18 protein-coding genes are annotated in these 19,889 nt (G+C 65.2%); 12 read left to right on the forward strand and 6 right to left on the reverse strand.

From position 1 onward, the window contains the following. Window positions 1-1,503, forward strand: coding sequence for an exopolyphosphatase (gene ppx, locus CO675_RS31090; RefSeq protein WP_097675591.1), 1,503 nt, complete (start codon window positions 1-3; stop codon window positions 1,501-1,503). A 109-nt stretch (window positions 1,504-1,612) separates the two neighbouring features. On the opposite strand, the gene CO675_RS31095 is transcribed toward ppx, so the two are convergent. Together CO675_RS31095 and ndk are read right to left on the reverse strand one after the other, a co-directional pair. Further along, window positions 1,613-2,452 (reverse strand): TerC family protein, encoded by an 840-nt coding sequence (locus tag CO675_RS31095; RefSeq protein WP_097675592.1) that lies wholly within the window; start codon window positions 2,450-2,452, stop codon window positions 1,613-1,615. A gap of 110 nt (window positions 2,453-2,562) precedes the next feature. After that, complete coding sequence (gene ndk, locus CO675_RS31100; RefSeq protein ID WP_050425938.1) at window positions 2,563-2,985, reverse strand: nucleoside-diphosphate kinase; 423 nt, start codon at window positions 2,983-2,985, stop codon at window positions 2,563-2,565. A gap of 351 nt (window positions 2,986-3,336) precedes the next feature. Here ndk and CO675_RS31105 point away from each other — a divergent pair, with 351 nt between their 5' ends. The 3 genes from CO675_RS31105 (at window position 3,337) to CO675_RS31115 (ending at window position 6,003) form a co-directional block, all read left to right on the forward strand. After that, entirely contained in the window at window positions 3,337-3,606 is a 270-nt protein-coding gene (locus CO675_RS31105) for a sulfur globule protein precursor (RefSeq protein WP_097675664.1), read from the forward strand. A 254-nt stretch (window positions 3,607-3,860) separates the two neighbouring features. Then, window positions 3,861-4,031: a hypothetical protein gene (locus CO675_RS31110; RefSeq protein ID WP_245453006.1), complete on the forward strand. Its 171-nt coding sequence runs from the start codon at window positions 3,861-3,863 to the stop codon at window positions 4,029-4,031. 109 nt (window positions 4,032-4,140) lie between these two features. Continuing rightward, window positions 4,141-6,003, forward strand: a complete 1,863-nt coding sequence (locus CO675_RS31115) for an ABC-F family ATP-binding cassette domain-containing protein (protein ID WP_097675594.1) — start codon at window positions 4,141-4,143, stop codon at window positions 6,001-6,003. A gap of 23 nt (window positions 6,004-6,026) precedes the next feature. On the opposite strand, the gene CO675_RS31120 is transcribed toward CO675_RS31115, so the two are convergent. The 3 genes from CO675_RS31120 to CO675_RS31130 all read right to left on the reverse strand — a co-directional run bounded on the left by CO675_RS31120 (window position 6,027) and on the right by CO675_RS31130 (window position 8,655). After that, window positions 6,027-6,578, reverse strand: a complete 552-nt coding sequence (locus CO675_RS31120) for a hypothetical protein (protein WP_097675595.1) — start codon at window positions 6,576-6,578, stop codon at window positions 6,027-6,029. Between the two features lie 103 nt (window positions 6,579-6,681). Then, window positions 6,682-7,134 (reverse strand): DNA polymerase III subunit chi, encoded by a 453-nt coding sequence (locus CO675_RS31125; protein WP_097675596.1) that lies wholly within the window; start codon window positions 7,132-7,134, stop codon window positions 6,682-6,684. Window positions 7,135-7,152: 18 nt separating this feature from the next. Then, on the reverse strand, window positions 7,153-8,655 hold the full coding sequence (locus tag CO675_RS31130; RefSeq protein WP_097675597.1) for a leucyl aminopeptidase: 1,503 nt from the start codon (window positions 8,653-8,655) through the stop codon (window positions 7,153-7,155). Window positions 8,656-9,025: 370 nt separating this feature from the next. On the opposite strand from CO675_RS31130, the gene lptF reads away from it, so the two are divergent. The 8 genes from lptF (at window position 9,026) to CO675_RS31170 (ending at window position 19,155) form a co-directional block, all read left to right on the forward strand. Continuing rightward, complete coding sequence (gene lptF / locus CO675_RS31135) at window positions 9,026-10,192, forward strand: LPS export ABC transporter permease LptF (RefSeq protein ID WP_097675598.1); 1,167 nt, start codon at window positions 9,026-9,028, stop codon at window positions 10,190-10,192. After that, a complete protein-coding gene (gene lptG, locus CO675_RS31140) occupies window positions 10,189-11,286 on the forward strand; it encodes an LPS export ABC transporter permease LptG (protein WP_092113464.1) in 1,098 nt (365 codons plus the stop codon). The genes lptF and lptG overlap by 4 nt, the downstream gene beginning before the upstream one ends. A gap of 77 nt (window positions 11,287-11,363) precedes the next feature. After that, the gene (locus tag CO675_RS31145; protein ID WP_097675599.1) at window positions 11,364-13,781 is read left to right on the forward strand and encodes an LPS-assembly protein LptD; all 2,418 of its coding nucleotides are present in this window, start codon (window positions 11,364-11,366) and stop codon (window positions 13,779-13,781) included. Window positions 13,782-13,893: 112 nt separating this feature from the next. Next, complete coding sequence (locus CO675_RS31150) at window positions 13,894-14,841, forward strand: SurA N-terminal domain-containing protein (RefSeq protein WP_097675600.1); 948 nt, start codon at window positions 13,894-13,896, stop codon at window positions 14,839-14,841. Window positions 14,842-14,858: 17 nt separating this feature from the next. Further along, a complete protein-coding gene (pdxA, locus tag CO675_RS31155; RefSeq protein ID WP_097675601.1) occupies window positions 14,859-15,860 on the forward strand; it encodes a 4-hydroxythreonine-4-phosphate dehydrogenase PdxA in 1,002 nt (333 codons plus the stop codon). Next, the gene (gene rsmA / locus CO675_RS31160; RefSeq protein WP_097675602.1) at window positions 15,861-16,715 is read left to right on the forward strand and encodes a 16S rRNA (adenine(1518)-N(6)/adenine(1519)-N(6))-dimethyltransferase RsmA; all 855 of its coding nucleotides are present in this window, start codon (window positions 15,861-15,863) and stop codon (window positions 16,713-16,715) included. A 19-nt stretch (window positions 16,716-16,734) separates the two neighbouring features. Further along, window positions 16,735-17,793 (forward strand): alcohol dehydrogenase, encoded by a 1,059-nt coding sequence (locus CO675_RS31165; RefSeq protein ID WP_097675603.1) that lies wholly within the window; start codon window positions 16,735-16,737, stop codon window positions 17,791-17,793. Between the two features lie 333 nt (window positions 17,794-18,126). Then, window positions 18,127-19,155, forward strand: a complete 1,029-nt coding sequence (locus CO675_RS31170) for a hypothetical protein (protein WP_097675604.1) — start codon at window positions 18,127-18,129, stop codon at window positions 19,153-19,155. Between the two features lie 77 nt (window positions 19,156-19,232). Here CO675_RS31170 and gmk read toward each other — a convergent pair whose 3' ends face one another. Continuing rightward, entirely contained in the window at window positions 19,233-19,886 is a 654-nt protein-coding gene (gene gmk / locus CO675_RS31175) for a guanylate kinase (RefSeq protein WP_097675605.1), read from the reverse strand. Between the last annotated feature and the right edge of the window lie 3 nt (window positions 19,887-19,889).

A 19,889-nucleotide genomic window follows, 5' to 3' on the forward strand; every position in this document is an offset into this window, starting at 1 on the left:
GTGAAGCGGCCGCGGAAGCGCGCTTCCAGCGTCGCTGTGATCGATATCGGCTCGAACTCGGTTCGTCTCGTGGTTTACGAGGCGATGGCGCGCAGCCTCATCACCATCTTCAACGAGAAGGCGCTGTGCGGGCTCGGACGCGAGGTGCAGAGCACCGGCCTGCTCGCAACCGATGCGGTCAACAAGGCGCTCACCGCGCTGCGCCGCTTTCGCGCGCTGTGCAAAATCCAGCAGGTCGGCCGCGTCTACGCGATCGCGACCGCGGCCTGCCGCGACGCCAAGAACGGTCCCGACTTCATCGCCCAGGCCGAGCGCATCTGCGGCGCCAAGATCGAAATCCTCACCGGTCCGCGTGAGGCGAAGCTGTCTGCGCTCGGTGTCGTCTCGGGCGTGCACAATCCGAACGGCATCGTCGGCGATCTCGGCGGCGGCTCGCTCGAGCTGATCGACGTCAAGGGCAACCGGGTGCGCAGCGGCGTAACGCTGCCGCTCGGCAGCCTGGCGCTGCAGGACCTCTCGAACAAATCGCTCAAGCGCGCCGAACGCATCGTCAAGAACGAGCTGCTCGGCGTCGCCCAGCTCAAGACCGGCCGCGGCCGCACCTTCTACGCGGTCGGCGGCACCTGGCGCGCGCTGGCGCGCATCCACATCATCCAGAGCGGCTACCCGCTCAAGGTGATGCACGGCTATTCCATTCCGGCGGCGGACGCGCTCGACTTCGCGCAGCGGCTGCGGCGGCTGGCGGCGACCAACATGCTGGCCAATATCGAATCCGTCGCCGATGCGCGGCGACCGCTGTTGGCCTACGCCGCGCTCGTGCTCGAATACATCATCCGCGCCGCCCAGCCGAAGACCATCGTGTTCTCGACTTTCGGCGTGCGCGAGGGTCTGCTCTACGAGATGCTGCCGCAGGCCGAGCGCGCCAAGGATGGCTTGGTCTGCGCCGCCCAAAACCTCAACGAATTGCTGTCGCGCTCGGCCCGCCATGCCCAGGAGCTGACGGCGTGGACCGACCGGCTGGTGCGCGTCGTCCGGCTGCGCGAGACCGAGGAAGACCGCAGGCTGCGTCACGTCGCCTGCCTACTGTCAGATATCGGCTGGCGCGTGCATCCGGATCATCGCGGCGAGGAAACCCTCAGCCTGATCATGAACGGCAATTTCGGCTCGATCACGCATCAGGGCCGCGCCTTCGTCGCGCTGTCGGTGTTCTATCGCTACGCCGGCCTCAGCGAGGAGAACGAACCGCCGCCGCAGATCCGCGCGCTGGTGACGCCGGCGATGGACGAGCGCGCGCGCGTGCTCGGCGCCGCGTTCCGTGTCGCACATCTGATCACGGCGGCGCGCACCGGCGTGCTGCCGGCGACGCATTTCCGCACCCAGGGCCGCAAGCTGATGCTGGTGTTCGAGCACCGGATGGTTGATCTAGTCGCCGACCGCGTCGGCAGCCGCTTCAAGCAACTGGCGCGGCTGGTCGGTCGCGTCGGCTCGATCGTGCGGCGCTAGACGTCGTCGGTTCTGATTCAATCAGAACCGACGATGTCCAGCTCTCTCGTTTTGACGCGTTTTCTTCACGCGAACCGGCGTCCACCTCGCTCGAAAACGCTATGACCCCTCACGCCGCTTTGGCGGCGTGCTTGGCTTTCCGGAGCGCGTGACGGCGCCAGATCGATCCGATGAGCAGCACCACGACGATGCCGAGCACGGCGAGCGTGATCTCGCCGCCGTTGCCGCTATGGGCGAATTGCGGCGACATCCCGATCGAGGTCAGCCAGGAATCGAGCCTCGCACCTAGCGGTCCGGCGAACAGCGCATTCAGCTTCGGATGCACGGCCGGATCGGTCGCGATGACGTCGCCCGCGATCCAGCCGAGCAGCGCGGCGCCGGCCCAGACCAGGACCGGCAGCTTGGTGAGCAGCGCCATGATCAGCGCCGCACCGGCCACGATCAGGGGAACGCTGATCGCAAGTCCGAGCACCAGCAGTGGCACACTGCCGTTGGCGGCAGCGGCGACCGCGATCACATTGTCGAGGCTCATCACGATGTCGGCGACCACGACGATCTGAACCGCAGCCCACAGATGCGAGGCCGCGTGCACGCTGTCCTCGTCCTCCTGCTCCGGCACCAGGAGCTTGGCGGCGATCACGATCAGCGCCAGGCCACCGACCAGCTTCAGGTAGGGAAGCTCCATCAGGCTGGCGACGATGCCGGTGAAGATGACACGCAGCAGCACCGCCGCGGCGGCACCGAGAATCATGCCCCACAGGCGCTGGCGCGGCGCGAGCCCGCGGCAGGCCAGCGCGATCACGAGCGCGTTGTCGCCCGACAGCAGGACGTTGATCCAGATGATCTTGCCGACGGCGACCCAGAAGGTCGGGGTCGCCATCTCGTTCTTGAACTCGGTGAAGAACGCGCCGATGTACGCCGGATCAAAGATCTGCCACAGCCAGTCCACAGCGAGTCCTATTCGGCCCTGCGGCCGCCCCTGGCGGCGGTGGTCCGCCGCTCCCAGTTCATTTCGGCACGGTCTCCCCAGGAGACCGCGTCATTTTCAGTTGTGCGGCGTCAGCCGACGATCTCGTTGCCGGCGAAGAACTGCGCAATCTCGATCACCGCGGTCTCCGGCGCATCCGAACCGTGCACCGAATTCTCGCCGATCGACTTCGCATAGAGCTTGCGGATGGTGCCTTCGGCGGCCTTCGACGGATCCGTCGCGCCCATCACGTCGCGATACTTCAGGATGGCGCCCTCGCCTTCCAGCACCTGGACCACGACGGGGCCGGAGGTCATGAAGTCGACCAGCTCGCCGAAGAACGGGCGCGCCTTGTGGACGGCATAGAAGGTTTCGGCCTGGCCGCGGGTCATCTGGATGCGCTTCTGCGCCACGACCCGCAGGCCCGCCTTCTCGATCACCGCATTGACCGCGCCGGTCAGGTTGCGCTCGGTGGCATCGGGCTTGATGATCGAAAAGGTGCGTTCAATCGCCATGATTTCGTCCTTGTAAACAGTGGCTGGGAGTTGCCGGGGCTTATATCGGCGCGATGGGGTAACGGCAAGCGACCCTGTGACGCGTTAGCCTTTAGTTTTGATGGATTTTCACGACAAAAACCGTCGTCCGGGCGGTCCCCGGACACAGACAGGCTCGGCCAACTTACCGCGATTTCACTTAGGTGAACCCATTCTGACAGCGCCGTGCCGCTGCCGTTCAGCTGCAGCCGCCTAGGCTCTGCACCGATCGGACGCCTTGCTGGCCCCCCAATCCGCAAGCCTCACAGGACGTCTCGGGAAACGATGTCACCGCGGGCGCGTCGCGCGCGCCCATACCTCGAGGAGACGATCATGTTACGCAAATTATCGCTCGCTGCCGTTGCCGCAATTTCGCTCGGTGCCGCCGCACTCGCCCCGACCTCCGCCTCGGCCTGGGGTGGCTGGCATGGCGGCTGGCACGGTGGTTGGCACCACGGCTGGTGGGGCGGCCCGCGCGTCATCGTCGGAGGTCCGGCCTATTACGGCGGCTATGGATACGGCTACGGCGGCGGCTGCTACGTGCGCCGCGTCGTGCCGACCCCGTGGGGTCCGCGCTGGCGCCTGATCAACCGCTGCTACTGATCCATCTGTTCTGTCGACTGCTCCCCTGACTTACCCTCGCCCCGGCCTTGCGCCGGGGCTTTTTTGTGCCCGCCTGGGAACCCGGTCGCATCGTGCGCCTCACTACCTCAAGGCGAGAGTAAGGCGGAACGGAAACCAAATTCGGGGGTCGCGACTTGTCATGGCAAGGACTTACGGAACACGCGAGATGGAACTCGCCAAGAAGTACTCCAAGAAACATTCCAAGGCACATGCCAAGAGCCATGACGATGACAATGACCCAGACCCACAACGATCCCGATCAGATTGATCGCAAGACCTGCCGTTACATCTGCGATGCCGTGGGTGAACGGCTCCAGCAAAGCATGCGGCCAGAACCCGCACTTTCGTCCCGCCTGCAGCAACTCCTCGAGGAAATGCAACGCCGGGAAAACGAGCGCCAGTAGATATTGCGGGCTGATCGGCAGCCCCATTGCGTTTTTTTGCAACAGCCGTCCGGATAGATTTTACCGACAGACGGGTTGCGTTTGGCGGCGGGTCCGGTGACAACGCTGCATGCTCTCCATCACTGACATTTCAGTCCGGATCGCCGGGCGGCTGTTGATTGATCACAGTTCTGTGCAAATCGTGCCCGGCGCACGCGTCGGATTTGTCGGCCGTAACGGCGTCGGCAAGTCGACGCTGTTTCATGCCATCCGCGGCGAGCTTCCGACCGAGAGCGGCAACATCGCGCTTCCGCCGCGCTGGCGGATCGGCAGCCTCGCGCAGGAAGCGCCTGACGGGCCCGAAAGCCTGATCAACGTCGTGCTGAAGGCCGACCTCGAGCGCGACGCGCTGCTGCGCGAGGCCGAGACCGCGCACGACCCGCATCGGATCGCCGAGATCCAGACCCGGCTGGTCGACATCGACGCCCACTCGGCCCCTGCCCGCGCCGCGGCGATCCTCTCCGGCCTCGGCTTCTCGACATCAGACCAGGCGCGGCCGTGCGCAGAATTCTCCGGTGGCTGGCGCATGCGCGTCGCGCTGGCGGCGACGCTGTTCTCTGCACCCGATCTCCTGCTGCTGGACGAACCGACCAACTATCTCGATCTCGAGGGCACGTTGTGGCTCGAGAATCACCTCGCCAACTACCCGCGCACGGTGATCGTGATCAGCCACGACCGCGATCTCCTCGACACCTCGGTCGATCAGATCCTCCACCTCGATCGCGGCAAGCTCACGCTCTACAAGGGCACCTATTCCTCATTCGAGGAGCAGCGCGCCGCGCGCGAATTGCTCGACGCCAAGCACGCCAAGCGGCAGGCCGATGAGCGCAAGCGCCTGCAGGCCTTCGTCGACCGCTTCAAGGCCAAGGCCTCCAAGGCGCGGCAGGCGCAGTCGCGCGTCAAGATGCTGGAGCGGATGAAGCCGACCACCGCGCTGGTGACCCAGGACGTTCGCGAGATCTCCTTTCCGGCACCGGAGAAGCTACTATCGCCGCCGATCATCGCAGTCGATGACGTCTCGGTCGGCTACGAGCCGGGCAAGCCCGTGCTCAATCGCGTGACCTTGCGCGTCGATCCCGACGACCGCATCGCGCTGCTCGGCTCCAACGGCAACGGCAAGTCGACGCTGGTCAAGCTGCTGGCAGGCAAGCTCGCGCCGTTCGCAGGCAGAATCACGCGGGCCGATAAGCTGTCGGTCGGCTATTTCGCCCAGCACCAGGTCGACGAGCTCAATCTCGACGGCTCGCCCTATGATCACATCCGCAAGCTGATGCCCGAGGCACCGGAGAGCAAGGTGCGCGGCCGTGTCGGCGCGATCGGCTTCTCGGGCAAGGCCGGCGACACGCTGGTGAAGAGCCTGTCAGGCGGCGAAAAGGCGCGGTTATTGCTCGGGCTTGCGACGTTCTACGCCCCCAACATGATCATCCTGGACGAGCCCACCAACCATCTCGACATCGACAGCCGCGCGGCGCTGGCCGAGGCGATCAACGAATTCCCCGGCGCCATCATGATGGTCTCGCACGATCGCTATCTGATCGAGGCCTGTGCCGATCGTCTGTGGGTAGTCGCCAACCAGACCGTGACGGCCTATGACGGCGATCTCGACGAATATCGCCGCATGATCCTGTCTTCGAATGACAGCCGGCCGGCGTCGCGCGAGCGCGTCAAGGAGCCGGCAAAGCCGGAACGCGTCCGCAATGAGAAACGCGCTTCGCCGAGGCAGCGGATCGCGCAGGCCGAGAGCGAGATCGAGCGCATCAACGGCATCATCACAAAGATCGATACCGCGCTCGCGCTGCCCGATATTTTCACCCGCGATCCCAAGCAGGCCGCACAGCTGACCAAGGCGCGCGCCGGCGCCGAGAGCGCGCTGCAACGCGCCGAGGAAGAATGGCTGGAAGCCAGCGCCGAACTCGACGAAGCCGCGAACTAGATTTGCGAGGGAGCGCCCGCGGCTTAGCCGTGCGCGGTCTTTTTCTTCTTCGGCTTCGCGGGCTTCGGCTCCGGCGCAGCATCCGGACCGCGCTCGACCGACGTCAGGCGTCCCGAGCTGAACGTATAGATACCGGCGCGCGCGCCCCGCGACCAGGTCACGACCGCGACGCGCTCGCCGCCCGGCCCGCTCGACAGGTTGACGCTGTCAGGGGCGCCGATACCACGCACGACGTCGCATTCGGTGTGGCCGAGAGCGACACTGCCGCCGGTCGGCTGCGGCGGCGGCGCGCCGGGAGCCTGCGCGTTCGCGTCGGTGGCACCCGCGGGCGGCGCCATGCCGGGACAGCTTCCGTCGGCACTGACGAGATCGTCGTTGGTCACCGGCTTGTCCGGCGTCAGCGGCGGCGATTCGATCGAGATGTTGCGGATGAACACCCGTCCCGGGCGCGAGAACCAATCCGCGTCACGCGAAAAGATGTCGGACGCGCTCGAGCAGCCGGCGAGGCCCGGTGCAAGTACCAGCAACGCCAGCAGCGACTTCCGACTGAATGTTCCATCACGCACGATCGACAAGGCTCCTAACCCCTCTACCTAAGGGCTTGTCCGAACATCACTTTGCGGCATGACCGTGACCCGCCCCCGGAAACGTCGAATTATCATTAATTCATCGATATCGCTATTGGCGCCGCTGCCAGCGTCCCCGCTCGTCGGCCTGCCAATAGGTCACCTCGAAGCCGCGGGCCTTGCAAGCGGTCCAGCTCTCCCGCGCCGAAGCCACCGCGTCGGGGTCGTCGCCGTTGAACACCAGGACGAGGCGCTCGTAGCTGTCGCAGTCGGCCGGCAGCGCCGCATTGTCGACCAGGAACCGGACATTGGCCCGGTTCGGATTACCCTCCTCGACCGACAGGATGATCGGCTGGTCCTGGGCGTCGGCCACATGCGAACTCGCATGCGGCAGGAACGAATCGTCGCTGTAGGTCCACAAATGCGCGTCGAGCGTCTCGGCGCGCTCCTGCGACGTCGATTGCACGACCACCCGCCAGCCGCGCTCGAGCGACTTCTCGAGCAGCGGCGGCAGCACGCTCTCCAGCGTCATGTTCTGCAGATGGTAGAACAGAACCTCGGTCATGCGCCGGCTGACACTCTATTACTTCTTGGCTTCATAGTACTCGGAGACGAGACGCTCGAGCAGCCGGACGCCGTAGCCCGAGCCCCAGCTCTGATTGATCTCGGTCTTCGGCGCGCCCATCGCGGTGCCGGCGATGTCGAGATGCGCCCAGGGCGTCCCGTCGACGAAGCGCTGCAGGAATTGCGCAGCCGTGATCGAGCCGCCATTGCGTCCGCCGGTGTTCTTCATGTCGGCGAATTGCGAGTCGATCTGCTTGTCGTATTCGGGACCGAGCGGCATCCGCCACACTTTCTCGCCGGTCTCCAGGCCAACCTTGGCGAGGCGCTCGGCGAGTTCGTCATTGTTGGAGAACAGGCCGGCGTAATCGGTGCCGAGCGCGACCATGATCGCGCCGGTCAGCGTTGCGAGATCAACCATGAATTTCGGCTTGCACTTCTTGGCGACGTACCAGAGCACGTCGGCGAGCACGAGGCGCCCTTCGGCGTCGGTGTTGATGATTTCGATGGTCTGGCCGGACATCGAGGTGACGATGTCGCCCGGACGCTGCGCGTTGCCGTCGGGCATGTTCTCGACGAGGCCGATGGCGCCGACCGCGTTGACGCGGGCCTTGCGCGCCGCGAGCGCGTGCATCAGCCCGACCACGCAGGCCGCACCGCCCATGTCACCCTTCATATCCTCCATGCCGCCGGCCGACTTGATGGAGATGCCGCCGGTGTCGAAGCAGACGCCCTTACCGACGAATGCGACCGGCGCCTCGCTCTTCTTGCCGCCATTCCAGCGCATGATCACGGTGCGGCTGGGCCGTACCGAGCCCTGCCCGACGCCGAGCAGCGCGCCCATGCCGAGCTTGGTCATCGCCTTGACGTCGAGGACCTCGACGGTGACGCCGAGCTTGCGCAGCTGGCTGGCGCGGCGCGCGAACTCTTCGGGGTACAGCACGTTCGGCGGCTCGTTGACGAGTTCGCGCGCCAGGTTGACGCCGTCGACGATGGACGAATCGGGGGCAAACGCCTTCCTGGCAGAGGCGACGTCGTCGACCGCGATCGAGACGTCGGCGCGTACCGCGCCGTCCTCGCCGTCCTTCTTCTTGGTCTTGTAGCGGTCGAACTTGTAGGCGCGCAGCCGGATGCCGGTTGCAATCGTCGCAGCCTGCCCGGCTGTCATCGCGGCATCGGGCAATTCCGCGAGGACGGTCATCGCACCGCTGCCGGCGTTGAGCTTGCCGGCCACCACACCGCCGAATTTGAGAAGGTCCTTCTCCTTCAGGTCGGCCGTCTTGCCGGTGCCGATCACGATCAGCCGGTCGACCTTGATTCCCTCCGGCGCCAGGATGTCGAGGGCGGCCCCGCTCTTGCCCTTGAACTGGTTGGCGGCCGCAGCCCGCTTGACCGTCTCGGCGGCAGCTCCCAGTGCCTTCCGGGTGGCGGCTCCCAGCTTCAATTGCTCGTCGCAAAAGACCACCAGAATGCCGCGGGCGGACGCGGAGAACGGGACAAAGCCGACCTTGACGGCGTCGGACATAGGAAAATCCTCCAGAACTCAGGGTGTTGCTCGGGCCTGAGGCGGCCCTTCCGGCACGCGGGGGTGAGCATTGCGATGGTGGTCCGGAGCGACCCGGACCGGGCTTGCGGTCCACTATGACCTGCCGGCTGCGCCGCTGCCAAGCGCCGGAGTGGCCGGAAGGCCACAAAAGCGATTAATTAACCATAAATTAAGCGTGCCTTGGCCCGGCCATTTTGTTGACGGATCAAAGGGATGGTAGTGAGATTGTGAACAGAGAATGAGCCGGACGAGTCCGCGGCTCGACCATAGGGGAACCCGGGTTGACGGGATTGGTCGAAAGCCGCGCGTTTGGTTGCGTGCAGGGGTCTTTGGGGGTCGTGCGGTAGCGATGGGGTCGATCGACAAGTACATCTTCAAAACGACGCTGGCGTCGTTTGCGCTTGTCCTGGTCAGCCTTACCGGCGTGATCTGGATTACGCAGGCGTTGCGCGGCATCGACCTGATGACCAGCCAGGGTCAGACCATCGTAACCTTCCTCGGCATCACCGGCCTCGTGATCCCCGCCCTGGTCCTGATCATCGCCCCGATCGCGCTGATGATCGCGATCTCGCACACGCTGAACAAGCTCGCCACCGATTCCGAAATCATCGTCATGAACGCGGCGGGCTTCTCGCCGTTCCGGCTGTTCCGGCCGTTCTTCTTCGCGACCTGCGTGGTGGCGGCGCTGGTCGCCTTCATCGGCGCCTATCTCGCCCCCGATGGCATGCGCCGAATCAAGCAATGGGATGCCGAGATCACCGCCGACGTTCTGACCAACATCCTGCAGCCCGGCCGCTTCGCCCAGCTCGATCAGAACCTGACGATTCGGATCCGCGAGCGCCTGCCCGGCGGCGTGCTCGGCGGCGTTTTCGTCGACGATCGCCGCGATCCGCAGCAGCGCGTCACCATCGTCGCCGACCACGGCACCGTGCTGAAGAACGAGAGCGGCTCATATCTCGTGCTGGAGGACGGCAATCTCGAGCGATTCGAAGTCGGCAAGCGCGATCCGACCCTGGTGGTGTTTCAGCGCTACGCGTTCGACATGTCGAAATTCTCGCAGGGCCGCGACGTCACGCTTGGAATCCGTGAGCGCTATCTCTGGGAGTTGATGTGGCCGGACGAGAACGATCAGACCTATCAGCAGCTGTCGGGCCAGTTCTTCGCGGAGCTGCATGATCGCTTCATGGCGCCGATCTATCCGTTTGCGTTCGCAGCTCTCACCTTTGCCTTCCTCGGGGCGCCGCGCACCACGAGGCAAAGCCGCAATTTCTCGATCGGCGGCTCGGTCTTCGCGGTGTTCGGCCTGCGCATGGTCGGATTCGCCTGCTCGGTCATGGCCGTGAAGACGCCGCTGGCGGCGCTGGTGCAATATCTGATGCTGTTCGCCGGTATCGGCGTCGGGATCTGGATGATCATCGGCGGCGTGGTCGTCGAACCGCCGCCGGCGCTGATGGAAGCGATCAACCGCAATAACGAACGCATTGCGCGCCTCTTCCGGAGGCCGGCCACCGCATGAGCATGGTCACAAATACGCTCGGGCGTTATTTCGCCGGCCGCTTCGTGGTCGCGGCGGTAGGCGTGTTCGCGGGCATCTTCGTGCTGCTCGTGCTGGTCGACTACATCGAGATGGTGCGCAAGACGTCGAGCCTTGTCGGGGCCTCCGCGATCACGGTCGCGGAAACCTCGCTGTTCCGCGTGCCGCAGCTGCTCGAGAAGCTGATGCCGTTCTGCGTGCTGATCGGCGCGATGACCTGCTATCTCGCGCTGTCGCGGCGGCTGGAGCTCGTGGTCGCGCGCGCCGCCGGCGTCTCGGCCTGGCAATTCATCTCGCCCGCGCTGGTCAGTGCCATCGTGCTCGGCATCTTCGCGACCACCGCCTACAATCCGGTATCGGCCAATCTGCGTGAGCTCTCCAAACGGATGGAGGCCGAGCTGTTCGGCTCGGCGCCGGGCGGCGGCATCCAGGACGCGTCCGGTTTCTGGCTCAACCAGATCAACGACGAAGGTCAGGCGATCATCAATGCAGCCCGCAGCGAGCAGCAGGGCATTCGGTTGACCGGCCTCACGGTGTTCCGATTCGATACGGCGCTGCAGTTCAAGGAACGAATCGAGGCCCGCGAAGCGACGCTCGAAGAAGGCCGCTGGGCGTTCACGGGAGTACGCCGATACACCCTCGATAAGGCTCCGGTGGACCAGGACACCTTCTACCTGACTACCACCCTGACCCCTGCACAGGTGCGCAACAGTTTCTCCACCCCCGAAACTGTGTCCTTTTGGCAACTGCCGAACTACATCCGTTCGTCGGAGAGCTCAGGGTTCGCGACGGCTGGCTATCGCTTGCAGTATCACAAGCTTATCGCGCAGCCGTTTTTGCTGGCTGCGATGGTGATGTTGGCGGCTTCTGTGAGCCTCCGCTTCTTCCGGATGGGCGGCGTGCAGAAGATGGTTTTGAGTGGCGTGGGCGCAGGCTTTCTGCTCTACGTCCTGTCGAAAGTAACTGAAGATTTGAGCAAGGCTGAGTTGATGCATCCCATCGCTGCGGCGTGGCTGCCTGTCGTTGTGGGTAGCCTCACCGGTTTCTTAGCTTTGCTGTACCAGGAGGACGGGTAGTGGCTACCGTCGCCGCCCGCCAGTTGAGGTCGCCTGTATCCGGGCGGCGCAGTGCCCTGCGCCGTCAACGGAGCCGTATGGCCGCGTTTGGCGTTTCGATATCTGCTCTCCTTGCTGCGTTCGTCGCAGTCAGCGCGCTCGACGTCGTCGCGTCGACGCCGGCTGCCGCGCAGTCGTTCACCTACAATCCGCGTCCGCCGAAGCCGGTCCGCCCGCCGGCCAAGAATGACGGGCAGATGCTCGTTCAGGCGACCGAGGTCGACTACGACTACAACAACAGCCGCATCTCGGCCGTCGGCAACGTCCAGATGTTCTACAACGGCACCAGCGTCGAGGCCGACAAGGTCATCTACGACCAGAAGACCAAGCGTCTTCATGCCGAAGGCAACATCCGCATGACCGATGCGGAAGGCAAGATCACCTACGCCAACATCGTGGATCTCAGCGACGACTACCGCGACGGCTTCGTCGATTCGCTGCGCGTCGACACCGAAGACCAGACCCGCATGGCGGCGACCCGCGCCGATCGGTCCAGCGGCAATTACACGGTGTTCGACAACGGCGTTTATACCGCCTGCGCACCCTGTAAGGATGATCCGAAGAAGCCGCCGCTCTGGCAGGTCAAGGGCGCGCGCATCATCCATGATCAGACCGAGAAGATGCTCTATTTCGAGAACGCCCAGCTCGAGTTCTTCGGCGTTCCGATGGCCTACATGCCCTATTTCTCGACGCCCGATCCGACCGTGAAGCGCAAGAGCGGCTTCCTGATGCCGGGCTTCACCACCTACACGGCGTTCGGCTATGGCGTCGAAATCCCCTATTATTGGGCGATCGCGCCTGACATGGACGCGACCTTCAGTCCGCGCATCACCTCCAAGCAGGGCGTGCTGCTGCAGACCGAATTCCGCCAGCGCTTCGTGGATGGCTCCTATCAGATCAGGCTTTACGGCATCGACCAGCTCGATCGGGGTCAGTTTACCGGCCAGCCGGGCGACCGCGACTTCCGCTGGGGCGTCGACACCAAGGGCCAGTTCGCGCTGAACGACAAATGGGTCTGGGGCTGGGACGGCGTCTTGCTGTCCGACTACTTCTTCATGTCCGACTACCGGCTCGCCCAGTACAAGGATCCGTTCGGTTCGTTCCTGTCGCTGCCGACCGAAGCGATCTCGCAGCTCTATCTGACCGGTGTCGGCAACCGCAGCTTCTTCGACGCGCGCGCGATCTACTATCTCAGCTACTCGGGTAACCAGAACCAGGTCCCGGTGGTCGCGCCCGTGATCGACTACAACAACGTGATCAACAACAACATCTTGGGCGGCGAGTTCAGCTACAAGATGAACTTCGTCAACCTGACACGCGAAACCGCGGTGTTCGATCCGATCACGACGACCGCCAACACCAACAGCCTGTGCCTGACCACATCGGCCGATCCGATGGCGCGCACGCCGTCGCAGTGCCTGCTGCGCGGCATGCCGGGCACCTACACCCGCCTGACGGCCGAAGCGCAGTGGCGCAAGTCCTACACCGACCCGCTCGGCCAGATCTGGACGCCGTTCGCCAGCGTCCGCGCCGATGCGATCAACGCCGACGTCTCGAATCAGCCGGGCGTTTCCAACTTCCTGCCGGTCGGCGACACCCAGACGGTCCGCCTGATGCCGACCGTCGGCCTCGAATACCGCTATCCCTTCATCAACGTGCAGCCGTGGGGCACGACCACCGTCGAGCCGATCGCGCAGGTCATCATCCGACCCAACGAACCCAATGCCGGCAAGCTTCCGAACGAGGACGCACAGAGCCTGGTGTTCGACACCAGCAACCTGTTCGCGGTCGACAAGTTCTCCGGCTACGACCGCGTCGAAGGCGGCAGCCGCGCCAATGTCGGCGTGCAGGCCACCACGCAGTTCGACCATGGCGGCAGCATCAAGGGGATGTTCGGACAGTCCTACCAGATGTTCGGGATGAACTCGTTCGCGGTCGCCGACGTCACCAACACCGGCGTCGATTCCGGCCTGCAGAACCCGCGCTCGGACTATGTCGCGAGCCTCGCTTATTCGCCCAACCGCACCTACACCTTCAGCGTCCGCTCGCGGATGGATGAAGCGACCTGGAACATCAACCGGTTCGAGGCCACGGCGAGCGCGAATTTCGACCGCTGGTCGATCGCCGTAACCTACGGCGACTATGCAGCGCAGCCGGAACTCGGCTACCTCACCCGCCGCGAGGGCATCCTCACCAGCGGTTCGATCAAGGTGGCGTCGAACTGGGTGGTTCAGGGTGCGGCGCGCTGGGACCTTGAAGCGAACAAGATCAACCAGTACGCCGTCGGCGCGGGCTACGTGGACGACTGCTTCGTGCTGGCTGCGAACTACATCACGTCCTATACCTATCAGGCAGGCTCGCAGCCGCCCGTCCTCAGCCACGCGTTCATGTTCCAGATCGGGCTGCGGACGATCGCCCAGACCTCCACGACCAGCAGCTCCGCTGGCGTGCAATAGCGAACGAGGGGCCCGCCAAGGGGTTTTGAATTGGGGGCTTGAATTGAGGGCTTTATTGCCCGCGGGCCGGTGGCCCCGGCTTGAACTGGTTTAAACGGCTGACATGACCACAATGACGACCGCTAGCCTGCCAACGCGCTGCTATCAGCTAGTGTTGAGTTCCCTGCTGGCTCTTTTCCTCCTGTTCGGGGGCAGTGCGCGACTGCACGCCCAGACCATCGCCGTGATGGTCAATGGCGAACCCATCACCAATTTCGACATCGAGCAGCGCGCCAAGCTGAACGCCCTGACCGGCGGCAAGAATCCCGATCGAAAGGCCATCCTCGACGAGCTGATCGACGAGAAGCTGAAGATCAAGGAAGCCAAGAAATTCGGCGTCGATCCCACCGCCAACGATATCGAACAGTCCTACGGCGGCATGGCCCAGCGGATGCGGCTCAACAACGACCAGCTGACCAAGGTCCTCGAGAGCAAGGGCATCCGCCCCGATACGCTCAAGCAACGCATCAGGGCCGACATGGTCTGGACCAGCCTGGTCCGCGGCCGCTTCAAGGAAAGCCTGCAGGTCGGCGAAAAGGACGTCGCCACGGCGGTCAAGGAGACCGGTGATGCACCCGACGCCGAAGCGTTCGAATACCGGATGCAGCCGGTCGTTCTGATCGTGCCCCGCGGCTCTCCGCAATCCGAATTCGAGAACCGCCGCAAGGAAGCCGACACCCTGCGCGAGCGCGTCACCAGCTGCGAGGAAGCCAACACCTTCTTCAAGTCGATGCGCAACGCCGCGATCCGCGAGATCGTCGTCAAGACGTCGGCCGACCTGCCGCAGTCGCTGCGCGACATCCTGGACAAGACCCCGGTCGGCCACCTCACCCCTCCCGAAGTCACCAAGCAGGGCATCGAAATGGTCGCCCTCTGCGGCAGGAAGGCGACGACCGTGGACACGCCGAAGAAGCGTGAGATGCGGGACAAGATGTACGTGCAGAAGTACGAGGCGAAGTCGAAGGCCTACCTGCAGGAAGTTCGAAAAGCCGCGATGATCGAATATCCAGGCGGACGATGATCGACTATCGTTGACGCATGGCTCAACCTCTCGCACTGACATGCGGCGAGCCCGCAGGCATCGGCCCCGACATCACGCTCGCCGCGTGGCTGCGCCGCCGCGAACTCGATCTCCCGCCGTTCTACCTGCTCGGTGACCGCGCGTCGCTCGCCAAGCGCGCGAGGACGCTCGGACTTGCCGTCGAGTTTGCCGAGGTCAGCGCCGAGGAGGCATCCGCGGCATTTGCACGGGCCCTGCCCGTCGTTGCGACCGGCAAGGCGGCGACGGCGCAGCCGGGCAAGCCGGACGGAACGAGCGCAGATGCCGCGCTGGCGTCGATCCGTCAGGGCGTCGCCGATGTCGCGTCGGGCAAGGCCAGCGCCGTCGTCACCAATCCGATCGCCAAGAACGTGCTGTACCGCGCCGGCTTCCGCCATCCCGGCCACACCGAATTCCTCGCCGAGCTTGCCGCCCGCGGCGGACCTGCGCCGCAGCCGGTGATGATGCTGTGGTCGCCGGCGCTCGCCGTCGTCCCGGTGACGATCCATGTCTCGGTCCGCGAGGCGCTGGCGCAATTGTCGACCGACCTGATCGTGTCGACGGCGCGGATCGTGGTCGCCGACATGAAGGCGCGGTTCGGCCTCGCCTCGCCGCGGCTAGCCGTCGCAGGCCTCAACCCGCATGCCGGCGAAGACGGCACGCTCGGCATGGAAGACGTCGAGATCGTCGCGCCCGCGGTCGAGATTCTGCGCCGCGACGGCATTGCCGCCCGCGGCCCGCTGCCGGCCGACACCATGTTCCACGCAGCCGCGCGCAAGACCTATGACTGCGCGCTCTGCATGTATCACGACCAGGCGCTGATCCCGATCAAGACCGTCGCGTTCGAGGACGCCGTCAACGTCACGCTGGGCCTGCCCTTCATCCGGACGTCGCCCGATCACGGCACCGCATTCGATATCGCCGGCACCGGCAAGGCCAATCCCTCGAGCCTGATCGCCGCCCTCCGGCTCGCCGCGCGCATGGCCGCGGCATCAAGCTAAGTGAGCGCGATCGACGATCTGCCACCGCTGCGCGACATCATTCGCGAGCATTCGTTGTCGGCGCGCAAATCGCTCGGCCAGAATTTTCTGCTCGATCTCAATCTCACCGCTCGCATTGCCCGTGCCGCGGGCCCGCTGGAAGATTCCACCGTGATCGAGGTCGGACCCGGCCCCGGCGGACTGACGCGCGCGCTGCTTGCGATGGGCGCCAGGCGCGTCATCGCCATCGAGCGCGACGAGCGCGCGATCGATGCACTGGACTACATCGTCAAGCGCTATCCCGGCCGCATCGAGATCGTGCATGGCGACGCGCAGCACTTTGATCCGCGCCCCCTGCTCGATGGCGGCAAGGCCAAGATCGTCGCCAACCTGCCCTACAACATCGCAACCCAGCTGCTGGTCGACTGGCTGTCGATCGAGCCGTGGCCGCCCTGGTACGACACCATGGTGCTGATGTTCCAGCGCGAGGTCGCCGAGCGCATCGTCGCCCATGAGGACGAGGAAGCCTACGGCAGGCTCGCGGTGCTCGCCAACTGGCGCGCCGAAACCAAGATCCTGTTCGATATCTCGCCCGCAGCCTTCGTGCCGCAGCCGAAGGTGACATCCTCGGTGGTACGATTGATACCGCGCGCCACTCCGGAGCCGTGCGACCGCCGCATGCTCGAACAGGTCGCCGCCGCCGCCTTCGGCCAGCGCCGCAAGATGCTGCGCCAGAGCCTGAAATCGCTGTCGGTCGATCCGGCGCGGCTTGCCGCCGCGGCCGGGATCGACGCGACGCGGCGCGCCGAAACCATCCCGGTCGCGGGCTTTGTTGCCATGGCCAGGGAATTGGCCGATATACGGTCCACAAAATAGAACATCAGGAGAAAACGTAATGGCGCGTATGGTTCGCCAATCCCTCGTCAAATTCGATGCACCGCTGTGCGAAACCATCGTCGACACGCCCAAGCCGCAGGGACGCGAAGTGCTGGTGCGCATCGAGCGCTGCGGCCTGTGTCATTCCGATCTCCACATCCAGGACGGCTACGCCGATCTCGGCGGCGGCAAGAAGCTCGACACCACCCGCGGCATGACGCTGCCCTTCACGCTCGGCCATGAGATCGCAGGCGTCGTCGACGAAGTCGGTCCCGACGCACCGAAGGATCTGGTCGGATCGAAGAAGGCGGTGTTCCCCTGGATCGGCTGCGGCCAGTGCCGCGACTGTCTCGCCGGCGACGAGAATCTCTGCGCCAAGCAGCGCTTCCTCGGCGTCTCGATCGACGGCGGCTTCGCCACCCACGTGCTGGTGCCCGACGCGAAATACCTGCTCGATTACGATCCGCTTCCGGTCAATCAGGCCGCCACGTTGATGTGCTCCGGCGTGACCGCCTATGGCGCGCTGAAGCGCCTGGTCGATCGTCCGCGCCAGCGCAATCTGCTGCTCATCGGCCTCGGCGGCGTCGGCATGATGGGCCTGTCGTTCGCGCAGGCGATGTTCAAGCAGCCGATCGCGGTTGCCGATCTGAGCCCCGCGGCGCGCGAGACCGCGCTGAAGAACGGTGCGGCGGCGGCCTACGATCCCGCCGAGCCCGATGTCGTCAAGCGCATGCTGAAGGAGAGCGACGGCGGCTTCGACGGCGTCGTCGACTTTGCCGGCAATGAGAAGTCGATGGCGTTTGCGGTGTCGACCGTCGCACGCGGCGGCAAGATCGTGGTGTCCGGCCTGATGGGCGGCCAGTTCACGCTGCCGATGGTGCAATGGGTCTACAAGCGCATGACCATCGAAGGCTTCATGGTGGGCACGCTGGCCGAGGGCCAGGAGCTGATGGCGCTCGCCCGGGCTGGCAAGATCAAGCCGACGCCGATGAAGGAAGAGCCGATGGCCGACGTCCAGAAATGGATCGAAGAGCTGCGCGCCGGCAAGGTCGTCGGACGCATCGTCCTTAAGAACTAAGGCAGGAAAAGCGCGTAGCGGTTTTCCCTGCGACAAACGCGGAACGCGTTGGCGCGGAGATATTGTTCAGACAAGACGTCCCGCCGGCGTTGCCATCGCCGGCGGGACGCAGCGGTCTTGCAGCAAAAACGCGAGCTTTGGTCCTGCGGAACCTGACGGCCGACCGAGCAAATCATTCAGCCCGTGCTCCAGCCTTCCGCGCACCGCAATTGCGGTGCGACGCGAGCCTCAATTAAGCCCCACCCGTTCCGGATTTGCGGCGCATTGCGACCCAACTCTTTACCGAGATTGGCGTCACCAGCGTTTGCGTAAAAAAGAATACCGGGGACGCGTATGTCAAATCGTTCAGCGAAATTCGCTGCGGCGCTTGCCGTCAGCATGTTGGCCGCTGCCAACTTCACGGCCATGGCCCAGACTGCCGCCGGCACGGCGAGCACCGATACTACGAATGCCAAGACGGCCGACACCTGTCAGTCCGCGCCGAAGGGAACCGCGCCTGCGGGAAGCCACTGGTTCTATCACCTCGACCGCAGCACCCAAAAGAAGTGCTGGTACCTCGGTGACGCCAAGAACAAGGTTGTTGCCAAGACCGCGACCGCGCAGCAGCAGCCCGCGGCCGCCCCCGACACGGCGACGGCCGACGCGCAGCCGCCGCAGAGCCAGCCGGCGCCGCCACAGCCGGCCATGCGCAAGTCCGTCGCCGATGCCCATGCCGAATGGCCCTCACCGCAGGCCGCAGCAGCACCGGTCGCGCCGCCCGCCGCCGGTCAAGCCGGCGGTGCGGCAGCGGCCACCGATCCGGCGGCGTCAGGCACGAACGCCCAGACGTCGGACGTGAACGCCCGATGGCTGGACGCATCGAGCATGGCCGGGACCAACGGAACCCGGCACGCCGCAGACCAGCCGACCGTGGTCGCGCAGGCGGACGCGTCTCCGCAACCGGCAGCCGCGCCGGCACCCGCCGCCCCCGTGACGGCCGAGGCCTCCGCCGAGAAGTCGTCCTCCTCGACGCAGATGCTGCTGATCGTGATGATCGGCGCGCTGGCGCTGGCTGGCCTCGTCAGCGCGCTGGTGTTCCGGCTGACCCGCACCCGTACGCCGCCCTACGAGATCAGCGACGAATGGCGTGCGCCCTGGGATTCACTCCACACCGAACCGGCGCCACCGATGGCAGTCGTCAGCCGCGACCGTCCGCTGCGCCTGTCGGAGGCCGCGCCGCGCCGGTCGGAGACACCGGTTCCGCGCCGCGCCGAGACGCCGGCCGCTCGCCGCGAGACGCCGCGAGAGCCGGATCAAACCGAGCAGGACAACAAGCAGATCGCCGCGATGCTGCAGCGGCTGGCGCGCAGCGCGGCGAACTAAAGGGCGCGCGAAATGACCGGTGATGCGATCCCTCCGATCGCATCACGATCCCGGATCGGGCCACGATCCCGGCAAGGTTACTTCTCGAGCTGGCGCTGCAGGCCGCGCACGAATTCGGTGAGGCCAGTACGGCGCTCTCGCTTGAGACGCTCGGCCTTCAGGATCGACTGCACCTCGGCAAAGGCGTCGTCGACGTTCTGGTTGACGACGATGTAGTCGTATTCCGCCCAGTGGCTCAGCTCATGGGTGGCGCGATTCATCCGCCCGCGGATGATTTCCTCGGAATCCTGTGCACGGGTGTGCAGCCGCTTCTCGAGGTCGGCGGCCGACGGCGGCAGGATGAAGACGCTGACCACGTCGGCGCGCGCCTTCTCGCGCAGCTGCTGGGTGCCCTGCCAGTCGATGTCGAACAGCACGTCCTGCCCGGCCGCGAGCGCGGCCTCGACCGGCGCGCGCGGCGTGCCGTAGCGGTTGTCGAACACGGTGGCCCATTCCAGCAGCTCGCCCTGCTTGGCCATCGCCTCGAACTTGGTCTTGTCGACGAAGAAATAATCACGGCCCTCGACCTCGCCCGGCCGCTTCGGCCGCGTGGTCGCCGACACCGACATCCTCAGCCCCGGCATGCGGTCGATCAGCATGCGCGACAGCGTCGTCTTGCCGGCGCCCGAAGGCGAGGACAGGACGAACATCAGTCCGCGCCGCTCAACGCCGTCAAAACCCTGCGCCGTCATCGT

It is taken from the genome of Bradyrhizobium sp. C9 (assembly GCF_002532045.1).
Lineage (GTDB): Bacteria > Pseudomonadota > Alphaproteobacteria > Rhizobiales > Xanthobacteraceae > Bradyrhizobium.

Bases quoted from the DNA above. Each gene is read 5' to 3' on its own strand.
- ndk (WP_050425938.1), bottom strand. From the start codon at position 2,985: ATGGCGATTGAACGCACCTTTTCGATCATCAAGCCCGATGCCACCGAG.
- CO675_RS31105 (WP_097675664.1), top strand. From the start codon at position 3,337: ATGTTACGCAAATTATCGCTCGCTGCCGTTGCCGCAATTTCGCTCGGT.
- CO675_RS31110 (WP_245453006.1), top strand. From the start codon at position 3,861: ATGACCCAGACCCACAACGATCCCGATCAGATTGATCGCAAGACCTGC.
- CO675_RS31115 (WP_097675594.1), top strand. From the start codon at position 4,141: ATGCTCTCCATCACTGACATTTCAGTCCGGATCGCCGGGCGGCTGTTG.
- CO675_RS31125 (WP_097675596.1), bottom strand. From the start codon at position 7,134: ATGACCGAGGTTCTGTTCTACCATCTGCAGAACATGACGCTGGAGAGC.
- CO675_RS31130 (WP_097675597.1), bottom strand. From the start codon at position 8,655: ATGTCCGACGCCGTCAAGGTCGGCTTTGTCCCGTTCTCCGCGTCCGCC.
- lptF (WP_097675598.1), top strand. From the start codon at position 9,026: ATGGGGTCGATCGACAAGTACATCTTCAAAACGACGCTGGCGTCGTTT.
- lptG (WP_092113464.1), top strand. From the start codon at position 10,189: ATGAGCATGGTCACAAATACGCTCGGGCGTTATTTCGCCGGCCGCTTC.
- CO675_RS31145 (WP_097675599.1), top strand. From the start codon at position 11,364: ATGGCCGCGTTTGGCGTTTCGATATCTGCTCTCCTTGCTGCGTTCGTC.
- CO675_RS31150 (WP_097675600.1), top strand. From the start codon at position 13,894: ATGACGACCGCTAGCCTGCCAACGCGCTGCTATCAGCTAGTGTTGAGT.
- pdxA (WP_097675601.1), top strand. From the start codon at position 14,859: ATGGCTCAACCTCTCGCACTGACATGCGGCGAGCCCGCAGGCATCGGC.
- CO675_RS31165 (WP_097675603.1), top strand. From the start codon at position 16,735: ATGGCGCGTATGGTTCGCCAATCCCTCGTCAAATTCGATGCACCGCTG.
- CO675_RS31170 (WP_097675604.1), top strand. From the start codon at position 18,127: ATGTCAAATCGTTCAGCGAAATTCGCTGCGGCGCTTGCCGTCAGCATG.
- gmk (WP_097675605.1), bottom strand. From the start codon at position 19,886: ATGACGGCGCAGGGTTTTGACGGCGTTGAGCGGCGCGGACTGATGTTC.